The sequence below is a fragment of the Sphingomonas segetis genome, assembly GCF_009720245.1.
Classification (GTDB): Bacteria; Pseudomonadota; Alphaproteobacteria; order Sphingomonadales; family Sphingomonadaceae; genus Sphingomicrobium; species Sphingomicrobium segetis.
Genome location: NZ_WJSQ01000018.1, coordinates 1 through 18,418, shown reverse-complemented (window position 1 = coordinate 18,418; position 18,418 = coordinate 1). Strand labels below are relative to the sequence as shown.

General features: G+C 66.7%; 12 protein-coding genes. 5 read left to right on the top strand and 7 right to left on the bottom strand.

The window, feature by feature from the left end:
• Nucleotides 1-4 precede the first annotated feature (4 nt).
• Genes xylB through GH737_RS03255 form a run of 3 tightly spaced genes read left to right on the top strand, consistent with a single transcriptional unit; the run spans nucleotide 5 to nucleotide 3,518 of the window.
• Entirely contained in the window at nucleotides 5-763 is a 759-nt protein-coding gene (xylB, locus tag GH737_RS03265; RefSeq protein WP_230558598.1) for a D-xylose 1-dehydrogenase, read from the top strand.
• On the top strand, nucleotides 760-1,635 hold the full coding sequence (locus GH737_RS03260; RefSeq protein WP_155263429.1) for an SMP-30/gluconolactonase/LRE family protein: 876 nt from the start codon (nucleotides 760-762) through the stop codon (nucleotides 1,633-1,635). The genes xylB and GH737_RS03260 overlap by 4 nt, the downstream gene beginning before the upstream one ends.
• A complete protein-coding gene (locus GH737_RS03255; RefSeq protein WP_155263428.1) occupies nucleotides 1,614-3,518 on the top strand; it encodes a sialate O-acetylesterase in 1,905 nt (634 codons plus the stop codon). The genes GH737_RS03260 and GH737_RS03255 overlap by 22 nt, the downstream gene beginning before the upstream one ends.
• Here the strand turns inward: GH737_RS03255 and GH737_RS03250 are convergent.
• The 3 genes from GH737_RS03250 to GH737_RS03240 all read right to left on the bottom strand — a co-directional run bounded on the left by GH737_RS03250 (nucleotide 3,512) and on the right by GH737_RS03240 (nucleotide 7,939).
• Nucleotides 3,512-5,224, bottom strand: coding sequence for an IlvD/Edd family dehydratase (locus GH737_RS03250; protein WP_275401943.1), 1,713 nt, complete (start codon nucleotides 5,222-5,224; stop codon nucleotides 3,512-3,514). The two genes, GH737_RS03255 and GH737_RS03250, sit on opposite strands and share 7 nt — an antisense overlap.
• A 136-nt stretch (nucleotides 5,225-5,360) precedes the next feature.
• A complete protein-coding gene (locus GH737_RS03245; RefSeq protein WP_155263426.1) occupies nucleotides 5,361-6,788 on the bottom strand; it encodes a sugar porter family MFS transporter in 1,428 nt (475 codons plus the stop codon).
• 59 nt (nucleotides 6,789-6,847) lie between these two features.
• Nucleotides 6,848-7,939: a LacI family DNA-binding transcriptional regulator gene (locus GH737_RS03240; protein WP_155263425.1), complete on the bottom strand. Its 1,092-nt coding sequence runs from the start codon at nucleotides 7,937-7,939 to the stop codon at nucleotides 6,848-6,850.
• Nucleotides 7,940-8,126: 187 nt separating this feature from the next.
• Between GH737_RS03240 and GH737_RS03235 the strand changes: the two genes are divergently transcribed.
• Complete coding sequence (locus GH737_RS03235; RefSeq protein ID WP_155263436.1) at nucleotides 8,127-10,424, top strand: glycoside hydrolase family 3 N-terminal domain-containing protein; 2,298 nt, start codon at nucleotides 8,127-8,129, stop codon at nucleotides 10,422-10,424.
• On the opposite strand, the gene GH737_RS03230 is transcribed toward GH737_RS03235, so the two are convergent.
• On the bottom strand, nucleotides 10,421-11,521 hold the full coding sequence (locus GH737_RS03230; RefSeq protein WP_155263424.1) for an acyltransferase family protein: 1,101 nt from the start codon (nucleotides 11,519-11,521) through the stop codon (nucleotides 10,421-10,423). The genes GH737_RS03235 and GH737_RS03230 overlap by 4 nt on opposite strands.
• Nucleotides 11,505-12,551, bottom strand: coding sequence for a glycosyl hydrolase family 18 protein (locus GH737_RS03225; protein ID WP_155263423.1), 1,047 nt, complete (start codon nucleotides 12,549-12,551; stop codon nucleotides 11,505-11,507). The genes GH737_RS03230 and GH737_RS03225 overlap by 17 nt, the downstream gene beginning before the upstream one ends.
• A gap of 177 nt (nucleotides 12,552-12,728) precedes the next feature.
• Between GH737_RS03225 and GH737_RS03220 the strand changes: the two genes are divergently transcribed.
• On the top strand, nucleotides 12,729-15,194 hold the full coding sequence (locus GH737_RS03220) for a family 20 glycosylhydrolase (protein WP_230558596.1): 2,466 nt from the start codon (nucleotides 12,729-12,731) through the stop codon (nucleotides 15,192-15,194).
• Here the strand turns inward: GH737_RS03220 and nagE are convergent.
• Nucleotides 15,191-16,873 (bottom strand): N-acetylglucosamine-specific PTS transporter subunit IIBC, encoded by a 1,683-nt coding sequence (gene nagE, locus GH737_RS03215; RefSeq protein ID WP_155263421.1) that lies wholly within the window; start codon nucleotides 16,871-16,873, stop codon nucleotides 15,191-15,193. The genes GH737_RS03220 and nagE overlap by 4 nt on opposite strands.
• Nucleotides 16,870-18,418, bottom strand: a 1,549-nt coding sequence (gene ptsP / locus GH737_RS03210; protein WP_155263420.1) for a phosphoenolpyruvate--protein phosphotransferase, incomplete at its 5' end; no start/stop codon positions are given. The genes ptsP and nagE, both read right to left, overlap by 4 nt.

The window sequence follows — 18,418 nt, the reverse complement described above, 5'->3', positions numbered from 1 at the left end:
AGTGTTGGCCCAATCGGACGATCTGCGCGCCGTCTATCCGAGCCTGCGCAACAAGAGGGTGCTGGTCACCGGCGGGGGCTCGGGCATCGGCGCGGGCATCGTCGAAGCGTTCGCCGAGCAGGGCTCGCGCGTCACTTTTGTCGACATCCTGAACGGTGAGTCCGAGGCGCTATCCGCGAAGACCGGCGCGCGCTTCGAGCGCGTTGACTTGAAGGACGTTCAGGCAACCGTCGGATGCATCAAAGGCCTCGCCGAAAAGGAAGGTGCGTTCGACGTGCTCGTCAACAATGCGGCGAACGACGACCGCCATAAGTTCGACCAGGTGACGGAGAAATATTGGGATGACCGGCTGGCGGTGAACCTCAAGCATCAATTCTTCTGCGCTCAGGCGGTCGCACCGGGGATGCGCGCGAATGGCAAGGGATCGATCGTCAACCTGGGATCGATCAGCTGGCACCTCGCCCTGCCCGACCTGGTGCTTTACCAGACGTGCAAGGCCGCGATCGAAGGCTTGACTCGCGCGCTCGCGCGCGACCTCGGCGGCGACAATATCCGCGTGAACTGCGTCGTGCCCGGCAACATCCGGACGCCGCGGCAGATGCAGTGGTACACGCCGGAAGGCGAGGCGGCGATCGTCGATGCGCAGTGCATCAAGCGCCGGCTCGAGCCGAGGGACGTCGCCGCGCTGGTCACCTTTCTCGCCTCCGACGACGCCGGCGGGATGACCGGCCACGAACATTTCGTCGATGCGGGTTGGCGATGAAGGCAGGCGAACCAAAGTCCGTCTGGAACCTCGCCGCGGAGCTCGGCGAAGGACCGGTGTGGGTGGAACGCGACGAGGCTTTGTGGTTCGTCGACATCAAGAAGCACCAGGTCCACCGCTACGATCCGGCGACCAGCAAGAAGAGCAGCTGGGAAGCGCCCGAGCAGGTCGGCTTCGTGCTTCCCGCCGAGCGCGGCGGGTTCGTCGCGGGGCTCGAGTCCGGGCTCCACCACTTCGATGAGCGCACCGGCGTGTTCGACCTTATCGTCAAGGTCGAGCCGGACAAGCCCGGCAACCGGCTCAACGACGGGGTCGTCGATGCGCAGGGACGGCTGTGGTTCGGGACCATGGACAATAGAGAAAAGGCGAAGAGCGGAGCCTTCTATTGTTTCGCCGACGGGCAGCTGAAGGCCACGGGACTGCACGGCATTGCGATCACCAATGGGCCCGCCGTGTCACCGGACGGGCGTATCCTCTATTTCGTGGACACGCTGAAAGGCACAATCGAAGCTGCCGATATTCGCGACGACGGATCGCTCCGCGAGCGACGGCCGTTCGCGCGGATCGATCCCAAGGACGGCCACCCGGACGGACCGACCGTCGACAGCGAAGGCTGCGTGTGGATTTCGCTGTACGCAGGTTGGGAAGCGTGGCGCTATTCGCCCGCCGGCGAGCTGATCGACCGGGTCCGCTTTCCGGTCGCGAACATCACGAAGATCGCCTTTGGGGGAGAGGATTTGCGCACCGCCTACGCAACCACCGCGCGGCAGCTGCTCGAGCCCGAGGACATCGCCAAACAGCCGGAGATCGGCGATCTGTTCGAGTTCCCGGTCGACGCGCCCGGAGTGCCATGCGCCCTCGTCCGCTACTGATCCTCGCGGGGCTGCTCGCGTCAGGCGCGACCGCGGCTCCGGCCATCGATCCGCAATTCGGCAGTCATGCCGTCATCCAGCGCTCCACGCCGATCGTGCTGAGCGGCAGCGGCGCGCCCAACGAGCAGTTGACCGTCAGCTTCGCAGGCGAGCGGAGGAGCACGACGGCCGACGCGGCGGGGCACTGGCGAGCGAGCTTCGCGCCGCGCGAAGCGGGCGGCCCCTATTCGATCCACCTGAACGGAGCGGCCGTCGCCGACGACATCGCCGTCGGCGATGTCTGGCTCTGCTCGGGCCAGTCCAACATGGAATATCCGCTCCGCCGGGCGCTCAACGGCGACGGCGAGGTGCAAAGCGCGAACGACCCCGGGCTGCGGCTGATGAAAATTCCGCAGCAGCTCGCGCCGTCGCCACGTCGGACGTTCGCGAAGGCGCCCGCGTGGCAGCCAACCACGCCCGATTCCGCGAAGGATTTCTCAGCGGCCTGCTATTTCCTCGCGCGCGACCTTCGCTCGACCGAGAAGGTGCCGGTCGGCGCGATCGACGACACATGGGGCGGGACTCCGATCCGCGCGTGGATGGATGAAGATGCGGTGCGCTCCAGCGGCGGAGCGAACGCGGCTGCTGTAGTCAATCTCTACCGCTCGAACCCAACCGCCGCCGTGCGCCGGTTCGGTGAGGAATGGGGTGCCTGGTGGCGCAAGCAGACCGGCGACAAGGCCGGCGAAGAGCCGTGGAATGCGAGCGCGCGGCTGGCGTGGAAGGCGGTTCCGTCGCTCGGCTATTGGGACAGCTGGGGTCCCGAATGGAAAGCTTGGCTTGGTTCGGCCTGGCTGCGTGAGCAAGTGACGCTGACAGCTGCAGAGGCGGCGCAGGCGGCAACGCTGTCGCTGAGCGCGATCGACGACACGGACCAGACGTTCGTCAACGGCGTCGCAGTCGGCGGAGCGAACGACCCGGCAAACCCGCGCAGCTACCCGGTGCCCAAGGGTGTGCTGAAGGCGGGCATGAACGAGATCGTGGTGTTCGCGCGAAACACATGGGGGCCGGGTGGGCTCAAGGGCCCCGCCGATCAATTCGCGCTCACTTTCGCGGACGGACATTCGAAACCCCTCAGCGGCGGTTGGCAGGTGTCGCGCATCGCGGACTCGGTCGGACAGCCGGCGACGGCGCCATGGGAAGGCTCCTCGGGCGTGTCGACGATCTACAATGCAATGGTCGCACCGCTCGGGCCCCTCGGGATCAAGGGCGTGGCCTGGTACCAGGGCGAGGCGGACGTGGGGCAGCCCGGATACGATCGCCGCCTCGCGGCGTGGCTGGCGAACTGGCGCACGCAATTCGGCGACCCGCAGCTGCCGTTCCTGATCGTCGGGCTTGCCGGATGGGGCAAGCCGGTGTCGCAACCCGTCGAGAGCGGGTGGGCGGCTCTGATCAACGAGCAGCTGCTCGCCGATGAGCATGACCTGCGTGCGGTCATGGTCAGCGCGATCGATCTAGGCGAGCCGGACGACATCCATCCAGCGAACAAGCAGGAGGTGGGGAAGCGGCTCGCACTTGCCGCGCACGATCTCGTCTATCAGGACGGCGGCGCAGTCGGGGCACAGCCAGTGCTTGCGGCGTCCGTGGAGAACGCCATTTCGGTCGTTCTGACCAAGCCATTGCAAACACTGAGCGGCGCGAATGCGATTGGTTTCGAGCTGTGCGGCCCGGCGGTCGGAAGCTGCCGCTATGCCAACGCTCGGGTAATGGGCAGCTCGGTTCTCATCGCCACCGACGGCGAGCCGGTCACGCGGATACGCTACGCCTGGTCGGACTATCCGGTGGTGAACCTCTACGACCTGGACCTGCTGCCCGTGCCGGTGTTCGAAATCCCGGTTCAGTGATTGTTGCGCGGCACTTTCTTTGACGTGCCGCGGTACTTGACCGCGAACTCGAGTACCCCGCCGTCGGCGAGCTGACCCGTCTTCTCGCGGAACAGCTCTTCCCAAGGCGTGTTGCTGTCCGGCACCGTCGGCGGCGGTTCCGCCTTGCGCCGCGCAATCTCCTCGTCGCTCACCAACGCGTCGCAGGTGCCCGCGTCGAGGTCGATGCGGATCGTGTCGCCGCTCCGCAGCCATGCCAGCCCGCCGCCCGCAGCGCTTTCGGGCGAGGCGTTGAGGATCGACGGGCTGTCGGAGGTGCCGGACTGGCGCCCGTCGCCGAGCGTCGGCAGGCTCATGATGCCGCGCTCGAGCATGGCGTCGGGCGGCTGCATGTTGACGACCTCGGCCGAGCCCGGCCAGCCGAGCACGCCCGAGCCGCGGATCACGAGGATGCAATCCTCGTCGATGCCGAGCGCCGGGTCGTTGATCCGGCGGTGGTAATCGTCGGAACCGTCGAACACGATCGCACGCCCTTCGAACACGCCTTCGCGGCCGGGCTGGCAGAGATAGCGCGCGCGGAATTCCTCGCCGATGACGCTGGTCTTCATGATCGCGAAGTCGAACAAATTACCGCGGAGCACGAGGAATCCAGCTGCTGCCTTGAGCGGCGTGGAATAAGAGAAGATCATTTCCCGATCGACCGCTTCGCGCCCTTCGACATTGTCGGCGTGCGAGCGACCGGTGCAGGTCAGCGCGGTGCCGTCGAACTTGCCGGCTTGCAGAAGCTCCCAAATCACCGCCGGAACGCCGCCGGCACGGTGGAAGCGCTCGCTCAGATATTTGCCGGCGGGCTGCATGTTGACCAGCAGCGGCACGTCGTAACCATGCTCGATCCAGTCCTCGGCCGTGATCTCAACCCCGGCGTGGCGCGCCATGGCGACGATATGCGGCTGGGCATTGGTCGAGCCGCCGATCGCCGCGTTGACGACGATCGCGTTGAGGAACGCCTCGCGAGTCAGGATCTTCGACGGTCGCAAATCTTCGTAGGCCATGTCGACGATACGCCGGCCGGTCTCGTACGCCATGTGCGCGCGCTCGCGGTACGGCGCCGGGATCATCGCCTGACCGGGTAGCGACATGCCGAGCGCCTCGCTGAGCGAGTTCATGGTCGACGCCGTGCCCATCGTGTTGCAATGGCCGAGCGAGGGGGCCGAACTGCACGCGCGGCGGATGAACTCTTCCTCGTCGATCTCGCCCGCGCCGAACAGCCGCCGCGAGCGCCAGATGACGGTGCCCGATCCGACCAGTTCGCCGTCATGCCAGCCGTCGAGCATTGGCCCGCCATTGAGCGTGATCGCCGGGATGTCGACGGTCGCAGCGGCCATGATCGAAGCCGGCGTCGTCTTGTCGCAGCCGGTGGTTAGCACCACCGCGTCGATCGGATAGCCGTTGAGGATTTCAACGAGGCCGAGATAGGCAAGGTTGCGGTCGAGCGCCGCCGTCGGCCGCCGGCAATTCTCGAAGATAGGGTGCATCGGGAATTCCATCGGAATTCCGCCGGCGTCGCGGATGCCCGCCTTGACCCGGTCGACCAGCTTCACGTGGACGCGGTTGCACGGGACGAGATCGGAGCCAGATTGCGAAATGCCGATGATCGGCTTGCCGCACCGCAATTCCTCGCGCGTGAAAGCGTCGTTCATGTAGCGCTCGAGGTAGAGCGCGGTCATGTCCGGCCGATCCGGCGCGTCGAACCATGCGCGCGAGCGGAACGGGCGGACGGGGGTGCGGATCACGACATGGTCTCCACGGCGCCCGGGATTGTGAACCCGCGCGCTTCGTCTCCCGGACGAAGCTGGCGCTGGTTCACCCCTCCATCTGCTCCAGCTCCTTGCCGCGGGTTTCGTGGACCAGCTTCTGCACGAGGAAGAAGCTGATCACCGCGCACACACCGTAGAAGGTGTAGCTGATCGTGAGCCCGAGCTTCGCCGCCATGACCGGGAAGCTGAAGGAGATGAGGAAATTCGCGAACCACTGGACGAAGCCCGAGACTGCAAGCGCCGAGCCGCGGATCTGGTTCGGGAACATCTCGCCGAGCATGACCCACATGACCGGGCCCCAGCTGAAGTTGAAGAAGATCACGTAGAGGTTGGCCGCGACCACCGCGAGGATGCCGAGATCCCGGGACAACACGAGATTGCCCTCGGGATCGAGCGAGCCGTGGCTGAACGCATAGACCATCGCGAACAACGTGACCGCCATGCCGGCCGAGCCGATCAGCAGCAGCGGCTTGCGGCCGATCTTGTCGATCACGGCGATCGTCCCGAAGCAGGCAGCGATCGACACCGCGCCCGACACGATGTTGATCAGCAGCGACTGGTTCTCGGAGAAGCCGGCGAGCTGCCACAAAGTCGCGCCGTAATAGAAGATGACATTGATTCCGACGAACTGCTGGAACGCGGCGAGCATAATGCCCGCCCAGACGATCTTGCGGACGCCGAACAGGCCGTTGCCTCTGATGTCGCTGAGGCGCGGGCGGTGGTCCTCGCTGAAGGTCGCACGGATTTCGTCGAGCTTGGTGCGCGCGATACCGGCGCCGAACAGGCTGGTGAGCACGCCCTCCGCCTGCTCGGTGCGGCCTTTGGATACGAGATAGCGCGGGCTTTCGGGAATGAAGAACAGAGCGACGAGAAAGATCGCTGCCGGCAGCGCCTGCATCAGGAACATCCAGCGCCACGCCGCAATGCCGCCCCAGAAGGTTGCGGTCGACACGCCCGCGCCCGCGGCGAGGAAGTAATTGACGACGAACGCGGCGGTGAGACCGGTGATGATCATGATCTGCTGCACGGTCGTCAGCCGGCCTCGGATTTCGGCCGGAGCCACTTCCGATATGTAGGCAGGCGAAAGCACGCTCGCCGCGCCGACGGCCATGCCGCCGCAAATCCGCGCGAGAAGGAAAATGAGATGCGAGTCGGCGGCGCCCTGGACGAGCGCGCCGACGAGGAACAATGCAGCGGCGATCATCAGCGTGTTGCGCCGCCCGATCATGTCGGCGAGTCGGCCGGCGAAGAAGGCGCCGATGAAGCAACCGATCAGCAGAGAGGCGACGGTGAAGCCGAGGCCGTTGCCCGGCGACCAGCTGCCGGGAACGAGATTGAACGCCTGCGTGAGGCCGTCCTGGGTGCCGTTCACGGCGCCGCTGTCGTAGCCGAACAGAAACCCACCGATGGTCGCCACGGCGACGATCGCGCCGATGAAGCCCATGTTTGCGCGCTGCGGACTTGCTTCCGTCATGACCCTCTCCCGAAGCCCTCACTGTTAGCGGTAACACAGAAAATCCGAAGCGCAATCGGCTAAGCGTTGCGCAGCGCCCTCGCCTTCTTCGCCTTTTTGGCACTGGCTGGCGGGCCCGACGATTCGCGGATGATCATCGCATGGCTGAGCACCCGCTCGGTGAACTTGCGCGGAGCCCCGCCGCCGCGGCTGCGAAGGTCCGCGATGAGCAGCTCGAGCGCGGCCTCCGCCATCGCCGAGATCGGCTGCTTCACCGTCGTCAGCTCAGGCCAGACGCTGGTTGCGAGCGCGGTATCGTCGAAACCGACGATGTTGACGTCGTCGGGCACGACCAGGCCCATTCGGTGCGCGACGCTGATCGTCGCCGCCGCCATGTCGTCGTTGCTGGCGAAGATCGCCGTCGGCCGGTCGGCGCGCGCAAGCAGCCGCTCGCCGGCAGTGAGGCCCGAGCGGTAGCTGAAATAGCCCTGTTCCGCGGGGGCCTTGTCGGCCTCGATGCCGGCCTCGGTCAGCGCGTCGCAGAAGCCGCGGTAGCGATCGTGGCTCGCGATATGGTTGGGATGGCCCTTGATGAAACCGATCCTGCGGTGGCCGAGGTCGAGCAGATGGCGGGTCATCTCCATCGCCGCCGCATGGTCGTCGATGCGCACATTGAGGCTGTCCTCGCGCGGCGAGCCCATCGCCACGGTGACCACCGGAATGCCCATCGCGTCGAGCTCGGCCATGATCGGCTGCGATTCCGACAACGGCGGCGGCAGCACCACGCCCTCGACGTCACTGGTCGCGAAGCGCCTGGTGACCTCGGCCTGTTCGTCGGCATCCTCGGACTCGCAGGATTCGATGACGAGGTGGACGCCGGCGCTTCGCGCCGCGTGCAGCGCACCGATGAGGAATTGCGCGAGATAGGCGGCGCTCGGGTTGGCATAGAGCAGGCCGATGTGCGTCGCCTGGCCGGCGGCGAGGCTGCGCGCCGCGGTGTTCGGAGAATAGTTGAGCTGCTCGATCGCCTCGAGCACGGCGGCGCGCGTCGACTCGCGCACGTTCTTGCCGCGGTTGATGACGCGCGAGACGGTCATCGCGGACACGCCCGCGGCGCGCGCGACGTCCTCGATCGTCGTCACTCCGCGTCTGCGCCGGCTCGGCTTTGCCATCGTGACGAATTGCTAGGTGAGCAGATGGTGCAATGCAATCGGACCGCGCGTTGACGCCCGCTTCGGTTAAGCTAGGTTAGCGCTACCATCTTGAAGGGAGCAGGGGGTGCGCTTCACGCATTGGATCGTCGCTGCCGCAATCGGCACGGGCCTGATTGCCGCGCATGCGCGTTCGGCGCAGCCGGAAATGCCGATCTACAAGGACCCGCGTCAGCCGGTGGAAAAGCGCGTCGACGATTTGCTCGCGCGGATGACGCTCGACGAGAAGGTGGCGCAGCTCGAGACAATCTGGGAACAGAAAGCCAAGGTCCAGACGCCGGACGGGCGCTTCTCGGCCGAGTTCGCGTCGAAGAACTTCCCGAACGGCATCGGCGGCTTCGCGCGGCCGTCGGATTTTCGCGGCGTGACGCAGTCGAACGGAGCCGCGGGCGCCGCAGGCGAAGCGGTCAACCGCGATGCGCGCCAGACCGCCGAGTATGTGAACGCCGCCCAGCATTGGGCGGTCGAGCACACGCGGCTCGGGATTCCGATCCTGATGCACGAGGAGTCGCTTCACGGTTATGTCGCGCGCGACGCGACCAGCTTCCCGCAGGCGATCGCGCTGGCGAGCACGTGGGATCCCGAGCTGATGACGCGCATCTTCTCGGTCGCCGCGCGCGAGGCGCGGGCGCGAGGCGCGACTTTGGTGCTCGCGCCGGTCGTCGATGTGGCCCGCGATCCCCGCTGGGGCCGGATCGAGGAGACGTTCGGCGAGGACACGCATCTCACGACGCAGATGGGCCTTGCCGCCGTGCGCGGGTTCCAGGGCCCGACGCTCCCGCTTCCCGCCGACAAGGTGATGGTCACGCTCAAGCATTTCACCGGCCACGGCTGGCCCGAGGGCGGCATGAACGTCGGCCCGGCGCATGTCGGCGAGCACGAGCTTCGCGAGATTTTCTTCCCGCCCTTCGAAGCGGCCGTGAAGACCTATCCGGTGCGCTCGGTGATGGCCTCCTACAACGAGATCGACGGCATCCCGAGCCACGCCAACGACCGGCTGCTGAACGGCGTTCTGCGGCGCGAGTGGGGGTACCGGGGCGCGGTCGTCAGCGACTATTACGGCATCCGCGAGCTGGTCACGCGGCACCACCTCACCGACGACATCAAGGAAGCCGCCGAACGGGCGATCAAGTCGGGAGTCGACGTCGAGACTCCCGATCCGGAAGCCTATGTCCGTTTGCCGGAACTGGTGCGCGAAGGGCGCGTGCCGATGGCTCTGATCGACCAGGCGGTGCGCCACGTGCTCGAGCTCAAGTTCGAATCGGGGTTGTTCGAGAACCCCTACCCCGACCCGGCGACGGCGGAAGCGAAGACCGCGACGCCGAATGCGATCGCGCTCGCGCGCGAAGCGGCGGGCAAGGCCATCGTGCTGCTCAGGAATGAGCACGGCCTTCTTCCGCTCGACGCATCGAAGCTGAAGCGCGTCGCGGTGGTGGGAACGCACGCCAAGGACACGCCTATCGGCGGCTACAGCGACGTGCCCAGCCATGTCGTCAGCGTGCTTGAGGGCCTGCAGGAAGCCGGCAAGGGCAAGTTCGCGGTCGACTACAGCGAGGGCGTGCGGCTGACCGAAAGCCGCTGCTGGTCGTGCGACGAGGTCAAGCTGGTGCCCGCGTCGGTGAACAGGAGGCTGATCGCCGCGGCAGTGCAGACGGCGAAGAAGGCGGACGCGATCGTCATGGTGCTGGGCGAGAACGAGCAGCTCAGCCGCGAAGCCTGGGCCGACACACACCTCGGAGATCGAGCGTCGCTCGGCCTTGTCGGCCAGCAGGAGGAGCTTGCGAAGGCGGTCCTCGCGCTCAAGAAGCCGACCGTTGTCGTGCTGCTCAATGGGCGTCCGCTGTCCGTGAACTATCTGGCGGAGCATGCGCCGGCGCTGCTCGAGGGCTGGTATCTCGGGCAGGAGACCGGGCACGGCGTCGCCGATGTCCTGTTCGGCAAGGTCAACCCGGGCGGCAAGCTGCCAGTGACTGTCCCGCGCTCGGTCGGCCAGCTTCCCGTCTTCTACAACCACAAGCCAACAGCGCGGCGCGGCTATCTGTTCGACACGACCAAGCCGCTCTATCCGTTCGGTTTCGGTCTCAGCTACACCAGCTTCGACATTTCGGCGCCGCGCGTGCTGACTCCGACGATCGCCGCGAACCAGACAGCTCGGATCGCGGTCGACATCGCCAACACCGGCAGCCGCGCGGGCGACGAGGTGGTGCAGCTCTACGTCCATGACGACGAGGCCTCGGTCACGCGTCCGATGATCGCGCTCAAGCGCTTCGAGCGCGTGACTCTGCAGCCCGGCGAGCGGCGCACGATCACGTTCGAGCTGACGCCCGACGATCTGGCTTTGTGGAACCCGCAGATGAAGCGTGTAGTCGAGCCCGGCACCTTCACGATTTACGCGGGGCCGAGCTCGGTCGACCTCAAGAACGCGAAGCTGACCGTTACCGGCTAGATCCGGATCAGCCAGCGCTTGCGCCACAGGTAGAACATGGCCAGCCAGATCAGCGCGAGGTAGAGGAGCACGGGCGCGAAGGCCGCGATCTCCGAGCCTAGCGGGGGCCTCAGCCCGCGATAGGGCAGCTGCAGGAGGTCCCAGCCGAGCAGCGCCCAGGTGACCTCGTGCAAGGTGTAAGCAGCGATCGCGTTCACGCCGAACGGCAGCACGATCACTTCGACGATGCGGCGGAAGGCGGTCATCGGCTTGCCGTCGAAGAGCCAGCTCAGCCCGGCGAGCACTAGCAGCGAAATGCCGCAGGTCACGAGGACGAAGGTGCTCGACCAGATGTCCTTGATCACCGGAAAGAGGAAGCTCCAGGCGATGCCGGCGACGAGCATCGCCGCGCCGCCGATCCACAGCGGTTTCAAATCGCGCTTCCGAATTAGATATTCGCCGACGGAGATGCCGATCAGCCCCTGCGCGATCGCCGGGAGCGTTCCGAGTATGCCTTCCGGATCATAGCCTTCCGGGCCCGGAACATAGACGTGCGATAAGAGCAGCACGCGATCGAGCGAGCCGACGAAATTGCGGCCTCGGAGCCACAGGTCCGTGGGTACGCCGTCGAGCGTCGGGATGAGCGTTAGCGGCCAGTAGAGGACCAGAATCGCTCCCGCCACGATCAGCCGTGTGCGCGGCGACAGCGTCAGGAACATGATCGCGCAGACGCCGTAGACGATGCCGATGCGCTGGAGCACGCCGAACAGCCGCCAGTCGCCGGAGCTGAACTGCGAGAACCAGAAGATGTTCGAAAGGATGAAGCCGAGAAAGATCAGGCGCAGTGTGCGCCACAGGATGTGCCAACGGTCTGCGTCCTCCTTGCGCCGCAGCGACAGGGGGATTGAGACCCCGACCATGAACAGAAAGGCCGGGAACACCAGGTCGGCGGCTGTGAGCCCGTCCCAGTGCGAATGGAGCAAAGTCGGATAGACCTGACCCCGCCCCTGCTGGCCCGCCATCGAGTTGACGACGATCATGCCGATGACGGCGAGGCCGCGCAGCAGGTCGAGCGAGACGAGCCGCTGCGGCTTGGCGGGATCAGTGCTTGCGGGCATTTGACCGTCCCTTTTCATAGGCGCGAACGACGCTTCGGATCACGCGGCCGTCCTGCAGATCCTGGCCGACTTCCCACACCATCACCCCTGCTCCCCACGCGCCGGCGAGCTCGGCCTTGCGCTCGAGCGTCGGCAGTCCGTTGTAGGTGATGTAGCTGCACCCGCCGCAGCGCTGCCCCGCGACGTCGCTGCTCAGTTGCCGCTGACCGAAGTGCGACTTGATGTCGGCGAGGCTCCAGCCCTCTCGGAAGGTGCCGAAGCCGCGGCCGTAGAATGGCATGCCGAGCGCCAGCTTGCTCGCGGGCACGCCCTTGCCGATCCACAGGGTGAGGTCGGCTTCAGCCTGCGCGTAGGTCGAGTGCTCGTCGCCCGGCGTTCCCCACTTGGGTCCCACCTGATCGTAGGACATCACGCCGATCAGGTCGAAGAAGGGCAGCGACGCGTCGGGCACCATGCCGCCGGGGTACGAGCCCGTCGCCGCAGTAAGGATCTTCGAGCGCGCGTGGAGAGCCTCAGCGAGTGCTTGCACGAAAGGGGTGTAATTCCCCGCCTTGTCGATGCTCGTCATCAGCTCTCCCTCGAGATCGACGTCGAGGCCGTCGAGATCGTAGCGGTCGACCATCGCGATGAGGTTGGCGGCGACTGTCGCGCGCATCGGCGCGGCGAGCAGTTGCGTCCAGTCCCCGCCGCACGGCGGGATCAACGCGCCGCCGACCGACGCGAGGACTTTCGCTCCGCGCTCGTGCGCCGATGCGACGAGGCTCTGAAGCTGGCTACCCGAAACCATCGTCACATTGTCAGGCGCAGCCGGTGCGCAGGCGAGTCCGCCCGAGCGGACCACCTCGCCGGCTGGCGTCGGATTCACGAACGCGAGATCGAGATGCGTGTATTGCTCGATGCCGCGCTGCTGCATTTCGCGTTCGAGGCCCTTGAAAGCCGCGACATAGCCGATGACGACCCCGCGGTCCCTGGCGTGAGCCGGCGCGCTCGCCAGGATCGAGGCAACCAGGAAGAGAGTGAACCGCCACATGCGCGCAGCCTAGCCGGTGCGGTGCGCAGGGCAACAGCAGTAAGATTGACCCGCCGCTGCCCGCATGACACGACTCCCCTGTCCACGAGGGAATTGGATTTCATGCGCCCTAGTCTGGCTGCGTTTTCGATCGCGCTCAGTATCGCGTCACCCGCTTTTGGCGCGTCTCAGGAGCAATTGAACGAGCTCGCCGAGCGGATGGGGGTTCGGCTCCAAATCCTCGACAATCACCCGCCGAATTGCCCCGGACAGGCGAACGGCTGCTTCCTTTCCGAGCTCGACCTCGCGATGCCCGAAAGCCTCGCTCCCGACCTCGCGAGCGGCGATTTCAAGCTCTACTTCAGCTCGGTCAGCCCGGTGATCGAGGCGGACAGCGATGCCTTCGCCGTGCGGCTGATCAACGGCGACCTGCATGTGCTGGAGCCGAAGGCGGGCGCGACGCTGCAACCCGGAAAGACTTATCCGACACGATTGTGGTCGCAGGGGCATTTCTTCTCGGCTTTCTACCCGATGCCGAACATGTTCCTGGTTTCCGGCAAGCTCGCGCCGGCGGTCATCGCTGCGACCCGGCCGACGACCGATCCCGACAGCAAGCTCGAGGTGCTCCCGTTCGTCGCGCCGATGACCGATGAGGCGAAGCTCGCCACGCAATCGTCGGACGACCAGACGCGCTGGCAAACGCCCGAACGCGCATTCGCACTTTACGCCAAACGCGCGGTCGATGCAGCGCCTTCAGACATCGCCATCATCCCGACGCCCGCATCCTTCCGGCAGATCGACGGCCCAGCCCTTGATCTGACCCGAGGCGTGCATTTGATGCTTTCCGGCATTGATCGGACAGCGCTCGACCCGGCGGTCGCCGACCTCGGATTTCCCGAAAGCTCTAGCGGTGTGCCGTTGCAAATCCGGCTCTCGACGGCGATGTCACCCGAAAGCTATCGTTTGGACGCGCGCAGCGATGCGATCGAGATCGAGGCGGCAGACGCCGCGGGTGCGCGCTACGCGCTCGAATCGCTGGCGCAGCAGATTGCGTACGAGCACGGATCGCTGCGGCCGCTGACAATCGAGGACGCGCCGCGCTTCGGCTTCCGCGGACTGCACATCGATCTGGCGCGCAACTTCCACAGCAAGGGCGAGGTGCTCGAGGTCATTGCGCAGATGGCGCGCTACAAGCTCAACAAGCTCCACCTGCACCTCGGCGACGACGAAGGCTGGCGGCTCGAGATCGCGCGCTTGCCCGAGCTGACTGAGGTCGGCGGCTATCGCTGCTACGACCCCACTGAAACGCGCTGTCTGCTGCCGCAACTCGGCGCCGGCCCGAACCGCGACACGCCGGTGAACGGCTATCTCAGCCAAGCCGATTACGTCGAGATCCTAAAAGCCGCGCAGGCGCGCGGCATCGAGGTGATCCCCTCGTTCGACATGCCCGGCCATTCGCGCGCGGCGATCCATTCGATGGAGGCGCGCTATCGGCGGCTGATCGCGCAAGGGCGCAAGGCCGAAGCCGAGCGCTTCCGGCTCGTCGAGCCGGGCGACACGACGCAGTACCGCAGCGTGCAAAACTACAACGACAATACGCTCAACGTCTGCCTCGACAGCACCTACCGATTCATCGACGCAGTGATCGACGACATCAAAGCGCTGCACGCGAGCGCCGGGGTGCCGCTCAGGACCTATCACATCGGCGCCGACGAGACGGCGGGCGCCTGGTCCGGATCGCCCGCGTGCAAGGCGCTGATGGCGAGGACCGGGCGCACGGTCGAGCAGCTCGGCCCGATGTTCATCGAGCGGGTGTCGACGTCGCTGGCACGCAAGGGGATTGAGGCGGCTGGCTGGAGCGACGGGCTCAACCATGTCGACCCTGCCAAGATGCCGACCGCGGTCCAGTCCAACATCTGGGGCGACCTGTTCACCGCCGCTCCCGCCGAGGCACACCGCGCCGCGAACCTCGGCTGGAAGACGGTAGTCGCCGTCCCCAACGTCCTCTATTTCGACATCCCCTACGCCGCGCACCCGCTCGAGCGCGGATACGACTGGCCGTCGCGCGGGACCGACACGTTCAAGGTGTTCAGCTTCCTCCCCGAGAACCTGCCGGCGAACGCGTCGGTGATGAAGGACATCCTGAGCACGCGGACGACCGTGACCGACAAGGAGCCGCTCAAGGCCGGGCGCTCGATGACAGGAGTACAGGCGAACATGTGGAGCGAGACGGTGCGGCGCGATTCGCTGGTCGAGTATATGCTCTTCCCGCGCGTGCTCGCCGTCGCCGAGCGCGCGTGGCGTCGCGCGCCGTGGGAGCCCGCCTATCGCCCGGGCGCAAGCTATTCGTATGGTGACGGCAAGGTGAGCATGGCCGCGCTCGAGAGAGACTGGAACAGTTTCGCCGCGAAGATGCCCGCGCAGTTCGGCGCGCTCGAGCGCGCCGGAATCATGTACCGCCTCGCGCCCCCCGGTGCGCGCATCGTCGACGGCACGCTGGAAGCGAACAGCGAGTTCCCCGGGCAGCCGATCGAATATCGCTCGGCTGGTGGCGCGTGGACGCGCTATTCGGCGCCCGTTCGGGTGAGCGGTCCGGTGCAGCTCCGGACCCGCACCTACGATGGCCAGCGCGCCAGCCGGGTGGTCGAAGTCGGCGGCAGCTAGGCCGGCTGAATCGCCGCGGCGGCATTCTCCGCCGTCGTTTCGTCGAAGAGCAGGTGGACTCGCCCGCCGCCGGATCGCGTGATTGCGCGCACACCGAGCCGTTTCAGGGCGGCCTCGTCCAGCTTTGCCGCATCGGCAAGGCGGACGATGAGCCGGGTCGAGCGCCGGCGCAGATCTTCGACATTGTCGGCGCCGCCGAGCGCATTGAACCAGACGTCGCCCGCGACCTTTGGCTTGCCGTGGAGGCTCGCGCGAATCTCGCCGGCGACCTGGTCGGCGATCGGGCCGAGCACTACCTGCACCGCATTGCCGCCGGGCCGCACGATGCCCTTGGCTCCGAGCGCTCGAAGCTGCGTTTCGTCGATCGCCGCCAGGTCGTTGACCGTCAGCCGAAGCCGAGTCATGCAGGCGTCGACGGTCGCAAGGTTGGAAGGGCCGCCCAGCGCAAGCACGAAATCGCCGCCGCGCGTGCCGGCGGTGGTGGAGCGCGGCGCGATCACCTCGCCGGCGTCGCGCCCCGGAGTCTTCAGGTCGAAGTAGCGGATGCACCAGCGGAACGAGAAGTAATAGACGCCGAAATAGGCGAGGCCGACCGGGATCAGCAGCAGCGGCCGCGTGGAGATGCCGTAGTCGAGCAGATAATCGAACAGGCCCGCCGAGAAGCCGAAGCCGAGCTTCACCCCGAGCAGGTTCATCACCACCATCGACAAGCCGGTCAGCACCGCGTGGAGCGCGTAAAGCGCGGGCGCGAGGAACATGAAGCTGAACTCGATCGGCTCGGTGACGCCCGTGAGAAACGATGTCAGCGCCAGCGAGAGGAGCATGCCCGCGACGGCCTTGCGGCGATCCGGAAGCGCGGTGTGGTACATTGCGAGGCAGGCGGCGGGGAGGCCGAACATCATCACGGGGAAGAAGCCGGCCATGAACGCGCCCGCGCTCGGGTCCCCGGCGAAGAAGCGCTTCAGGTCGCCGGTCGTGCCATGGAAATCGCCGATGATGAACCAGGCGATGTTGTTGATGATGTGGTGGAGCCCGGTGACGATCAGGATGCGGTTGAGGAAGCCGTAGGCGAACAGGCCGAAATTGCCCGATTCGACGACCCAGCGGCTGAGCTGGTCGATGCCCGCCTCCAGCCACGGGAAGCCAAGGCCGAACACGACAGCGAGGACCAGGCCCACGCCGCCCGCGACGATCGGCACGAAGCGGCGACCGCCGAAGAAGGCGAGATAGTCGGGCAGCTTGATGTCGCTGAACCGGTTGTAGAGCATCCCCGCGGCGACGCCCGAAAGGATGCCCGCGGGAACGCTCAGCTTGGCGAGCTGCTTGGTCTTCCAGGCGGCGATCGCGAGGTCGCGCGCCGCCGGGTCGGTGAAGGTTCCGGCGGCGTCCGGTGTGACGACCAGCAGGGCCTTCGCGCCTTCGGTCAGCACGAAGAAGCAGACCGCGCCGGCGAGCCCCGCGGCGCCGTGGTTCTCGCGCGCGAGGCCGACGGCGACGCCGATCCCGAACAGCAGCCCGAGATGCGAAAAAATCGCGTCGCCCGCCGCAGCCACGAATGCGACGTCGAGCAAATCCGGCTGGCCGAGGCGAAGCAGCAGTCCCGCGATCGGCAGAACCGCGATCGGCAGCATAAGCGCACGGCCGAGCGGCTGCAGCTTGTCGAGGCGCAGCTGGATCATCGGGCTTCTCCTGAATTCAACAATTCGGCGGCCAGCGCGCGCACTTCCGCCGCGGATTCGAGCGCGAGCGAGCGCTCGGCAAGTGCGCGGCAATCGGCAGCGGAGACCTGGCGGATCGCCTGGCGGACGGCACCGAGCGCCGCGGGAACGGCGGACAGCTCGCTTATTCCGAAACCGACGAGCACCAGCGCACCGAGCGGCTCCGAGGCAAGATTGCCGCAGACGCTGACGGGCTTACCTGCTTGCTCCCCGGCTTGCGCGGTCATCGCGATGAGCCGCAGCACCGCCGGGTGAAGCGCGTCGATCGACGCGGCGAGCAGCGGGTTCGTCCGGTCCATCGCCAGCACATATTGCGCGAGGTCGTTCGACCCGATCGACAGGAAGTCCGCTTCGGCAGCGAGCCGGCCCGCGATCAATGCCGCGGCGGGCGTCTCGACCATTACGCCGAGCTTCGCGTCTGTCCTCATCCGCTCATGGACCGCACGTAGTTCGGCGACGTCGGACACCATCGGCAGCATTACCTTGATGGCGTCGCCCTTCACTTGCGCGATCGCGCGCAGCTGGTCTTCGAGGAGCTCGGGCGCGAACAGGCCGGTGCGGATTCCGCGCGCGCCGAGCGCCGGGTTCTGCTCGTGGGGGAAACGGATGTACGGCACCGGCTTGTCGCCGCCCACATCGAGCGTGCGGATGGTGAGCGGCCTCCCGCCAAGCGCGTCGGCGATCGCCTGGTAGGCATGGCGCTGCTCATCCACCGAAGGCGCTTGCGCGCGATCGAGGAACAGGAATTCGGTGCGCAGCAGGCCGCAGCCTTCCGCTCCCGCGGAGAGAGCGCCTTCGACATCGCTGAGGCCGCCGAGATTGGCGAGCAAGGTGATCCGCTCGCCTTCGCGCGTGACGCACTCGCCGGCTTCGCCGGCCGACTTCGCTTGCGCGAGTGCGCGCGCCTGCGCACGTTCACCCGGGTCGACCACGAGCACGCCGGCGGTTGCATCGAGCAGCACGTGCGATCCTTCGGGCACCCGCGCCAGCTTCGGCCCCATCGCGACGAGGGTCGGGATACCGAACGAAGCGGCGATGAGCGCAACGTGCGAGGTTGCGCCGCCGCCCGCCATGGCGAGGCCGGCAAGCCGCTCGCGCGGGAGCGACATGAGCTCGGAGGGCAGAAGCTCATCGGCAACGAGGATCGTCTCGTCCGGAAGTTGCACATCCGGAGCGGCCTCATCGCCAAGCAGCGCCTTCGTGACCTGCGTCGCAATGTCGTCGAGGTCCGCTACACGCTCGCGCAACAGCACATTGTTGGAGGCGAGCAACGCTTCGGCAGCGGCCGAAGTCACGAGCTGCCAGGCGCGCGCGGCGCTCCTGCCCTTCTCAATCTCGCCGCCAGCGGCGGCGTTCAGCTCCTCGTCGTCGAGCAAGCCGATGTGCGCCGCGGCAACGCCGCTCACGGGGCCGCTCGCAGCGGCGCTTCGTGCCTGAAGGCGAGCGCGGACGGCAGCGAGTGCTTCGTCGAGCGCCGCGCGCTCCTCGTCGCCTCCGCGACCCTCC

Coding starts and splice junctions, on each gene's coding strand:
- GH737_RS03260 (WP_155263429.1), top strand. CDS start 760: ATGAAGGCAGGCGAACCAAAGTCCGTCTGGAACCTCGCCGCGGAGCTC.
- GH737_RS03255 (WP_155263428.1), top strand. CDS start 1,614: ATGCGCCCTCGTCCGCTACTGATCCTCGCGGGGCTGCTCGCGTCAGGC.
- GH737_RS03250 (WP_275401943.1), bottom strand. CDS start 5,224: ATGACCGCGCTCTACCTCGAGCGCTACATGAACGACGCTTTCACGCGC.
- GH737_RS03245 (WP_155263426.1), bottom strand. CDS start 6,788: ATGACGGAAGCAAGTCCGCAGCGCGCAAACATGGGCTTCATCGGCGCG.
- GH737_RS03240 (WP_155263425.1), bottom strand. CDS start 7,939: ATGGCAAAGCCGAGCCGGCGCAGACGCGGAGTGACGACGATCGAGGAC.
- GH737_RS03235 (WP_155263436.1), top strand. CDS start 8,127: ATGCCGATCTACAAGGACCCGCGTCAGCCGGTGGAAAAGCGCGTCGAC.
- GH737_RS03230 (WP_155263424.1), bottom strand. CDS start 11,521: ATGCCCGCAAGCACTGATCCCGCCAAGCCGCAGCGGCTCGTCTCGCTC.
- GH737_RS03225 (WP_155263423.1), bottom strand. CDS start 12,551: ATGTGGCGGTTCACTCTCTTCCTGGTTGCCTCGATCCTGGCGAGCGCG.
- nagE (WP_155263421.1), bottom strand. CDS start 16,873: ATGATCCAGCTGCGCCTCGACAAGCTGCAGCCGCTCGGCCGTGCGCTT.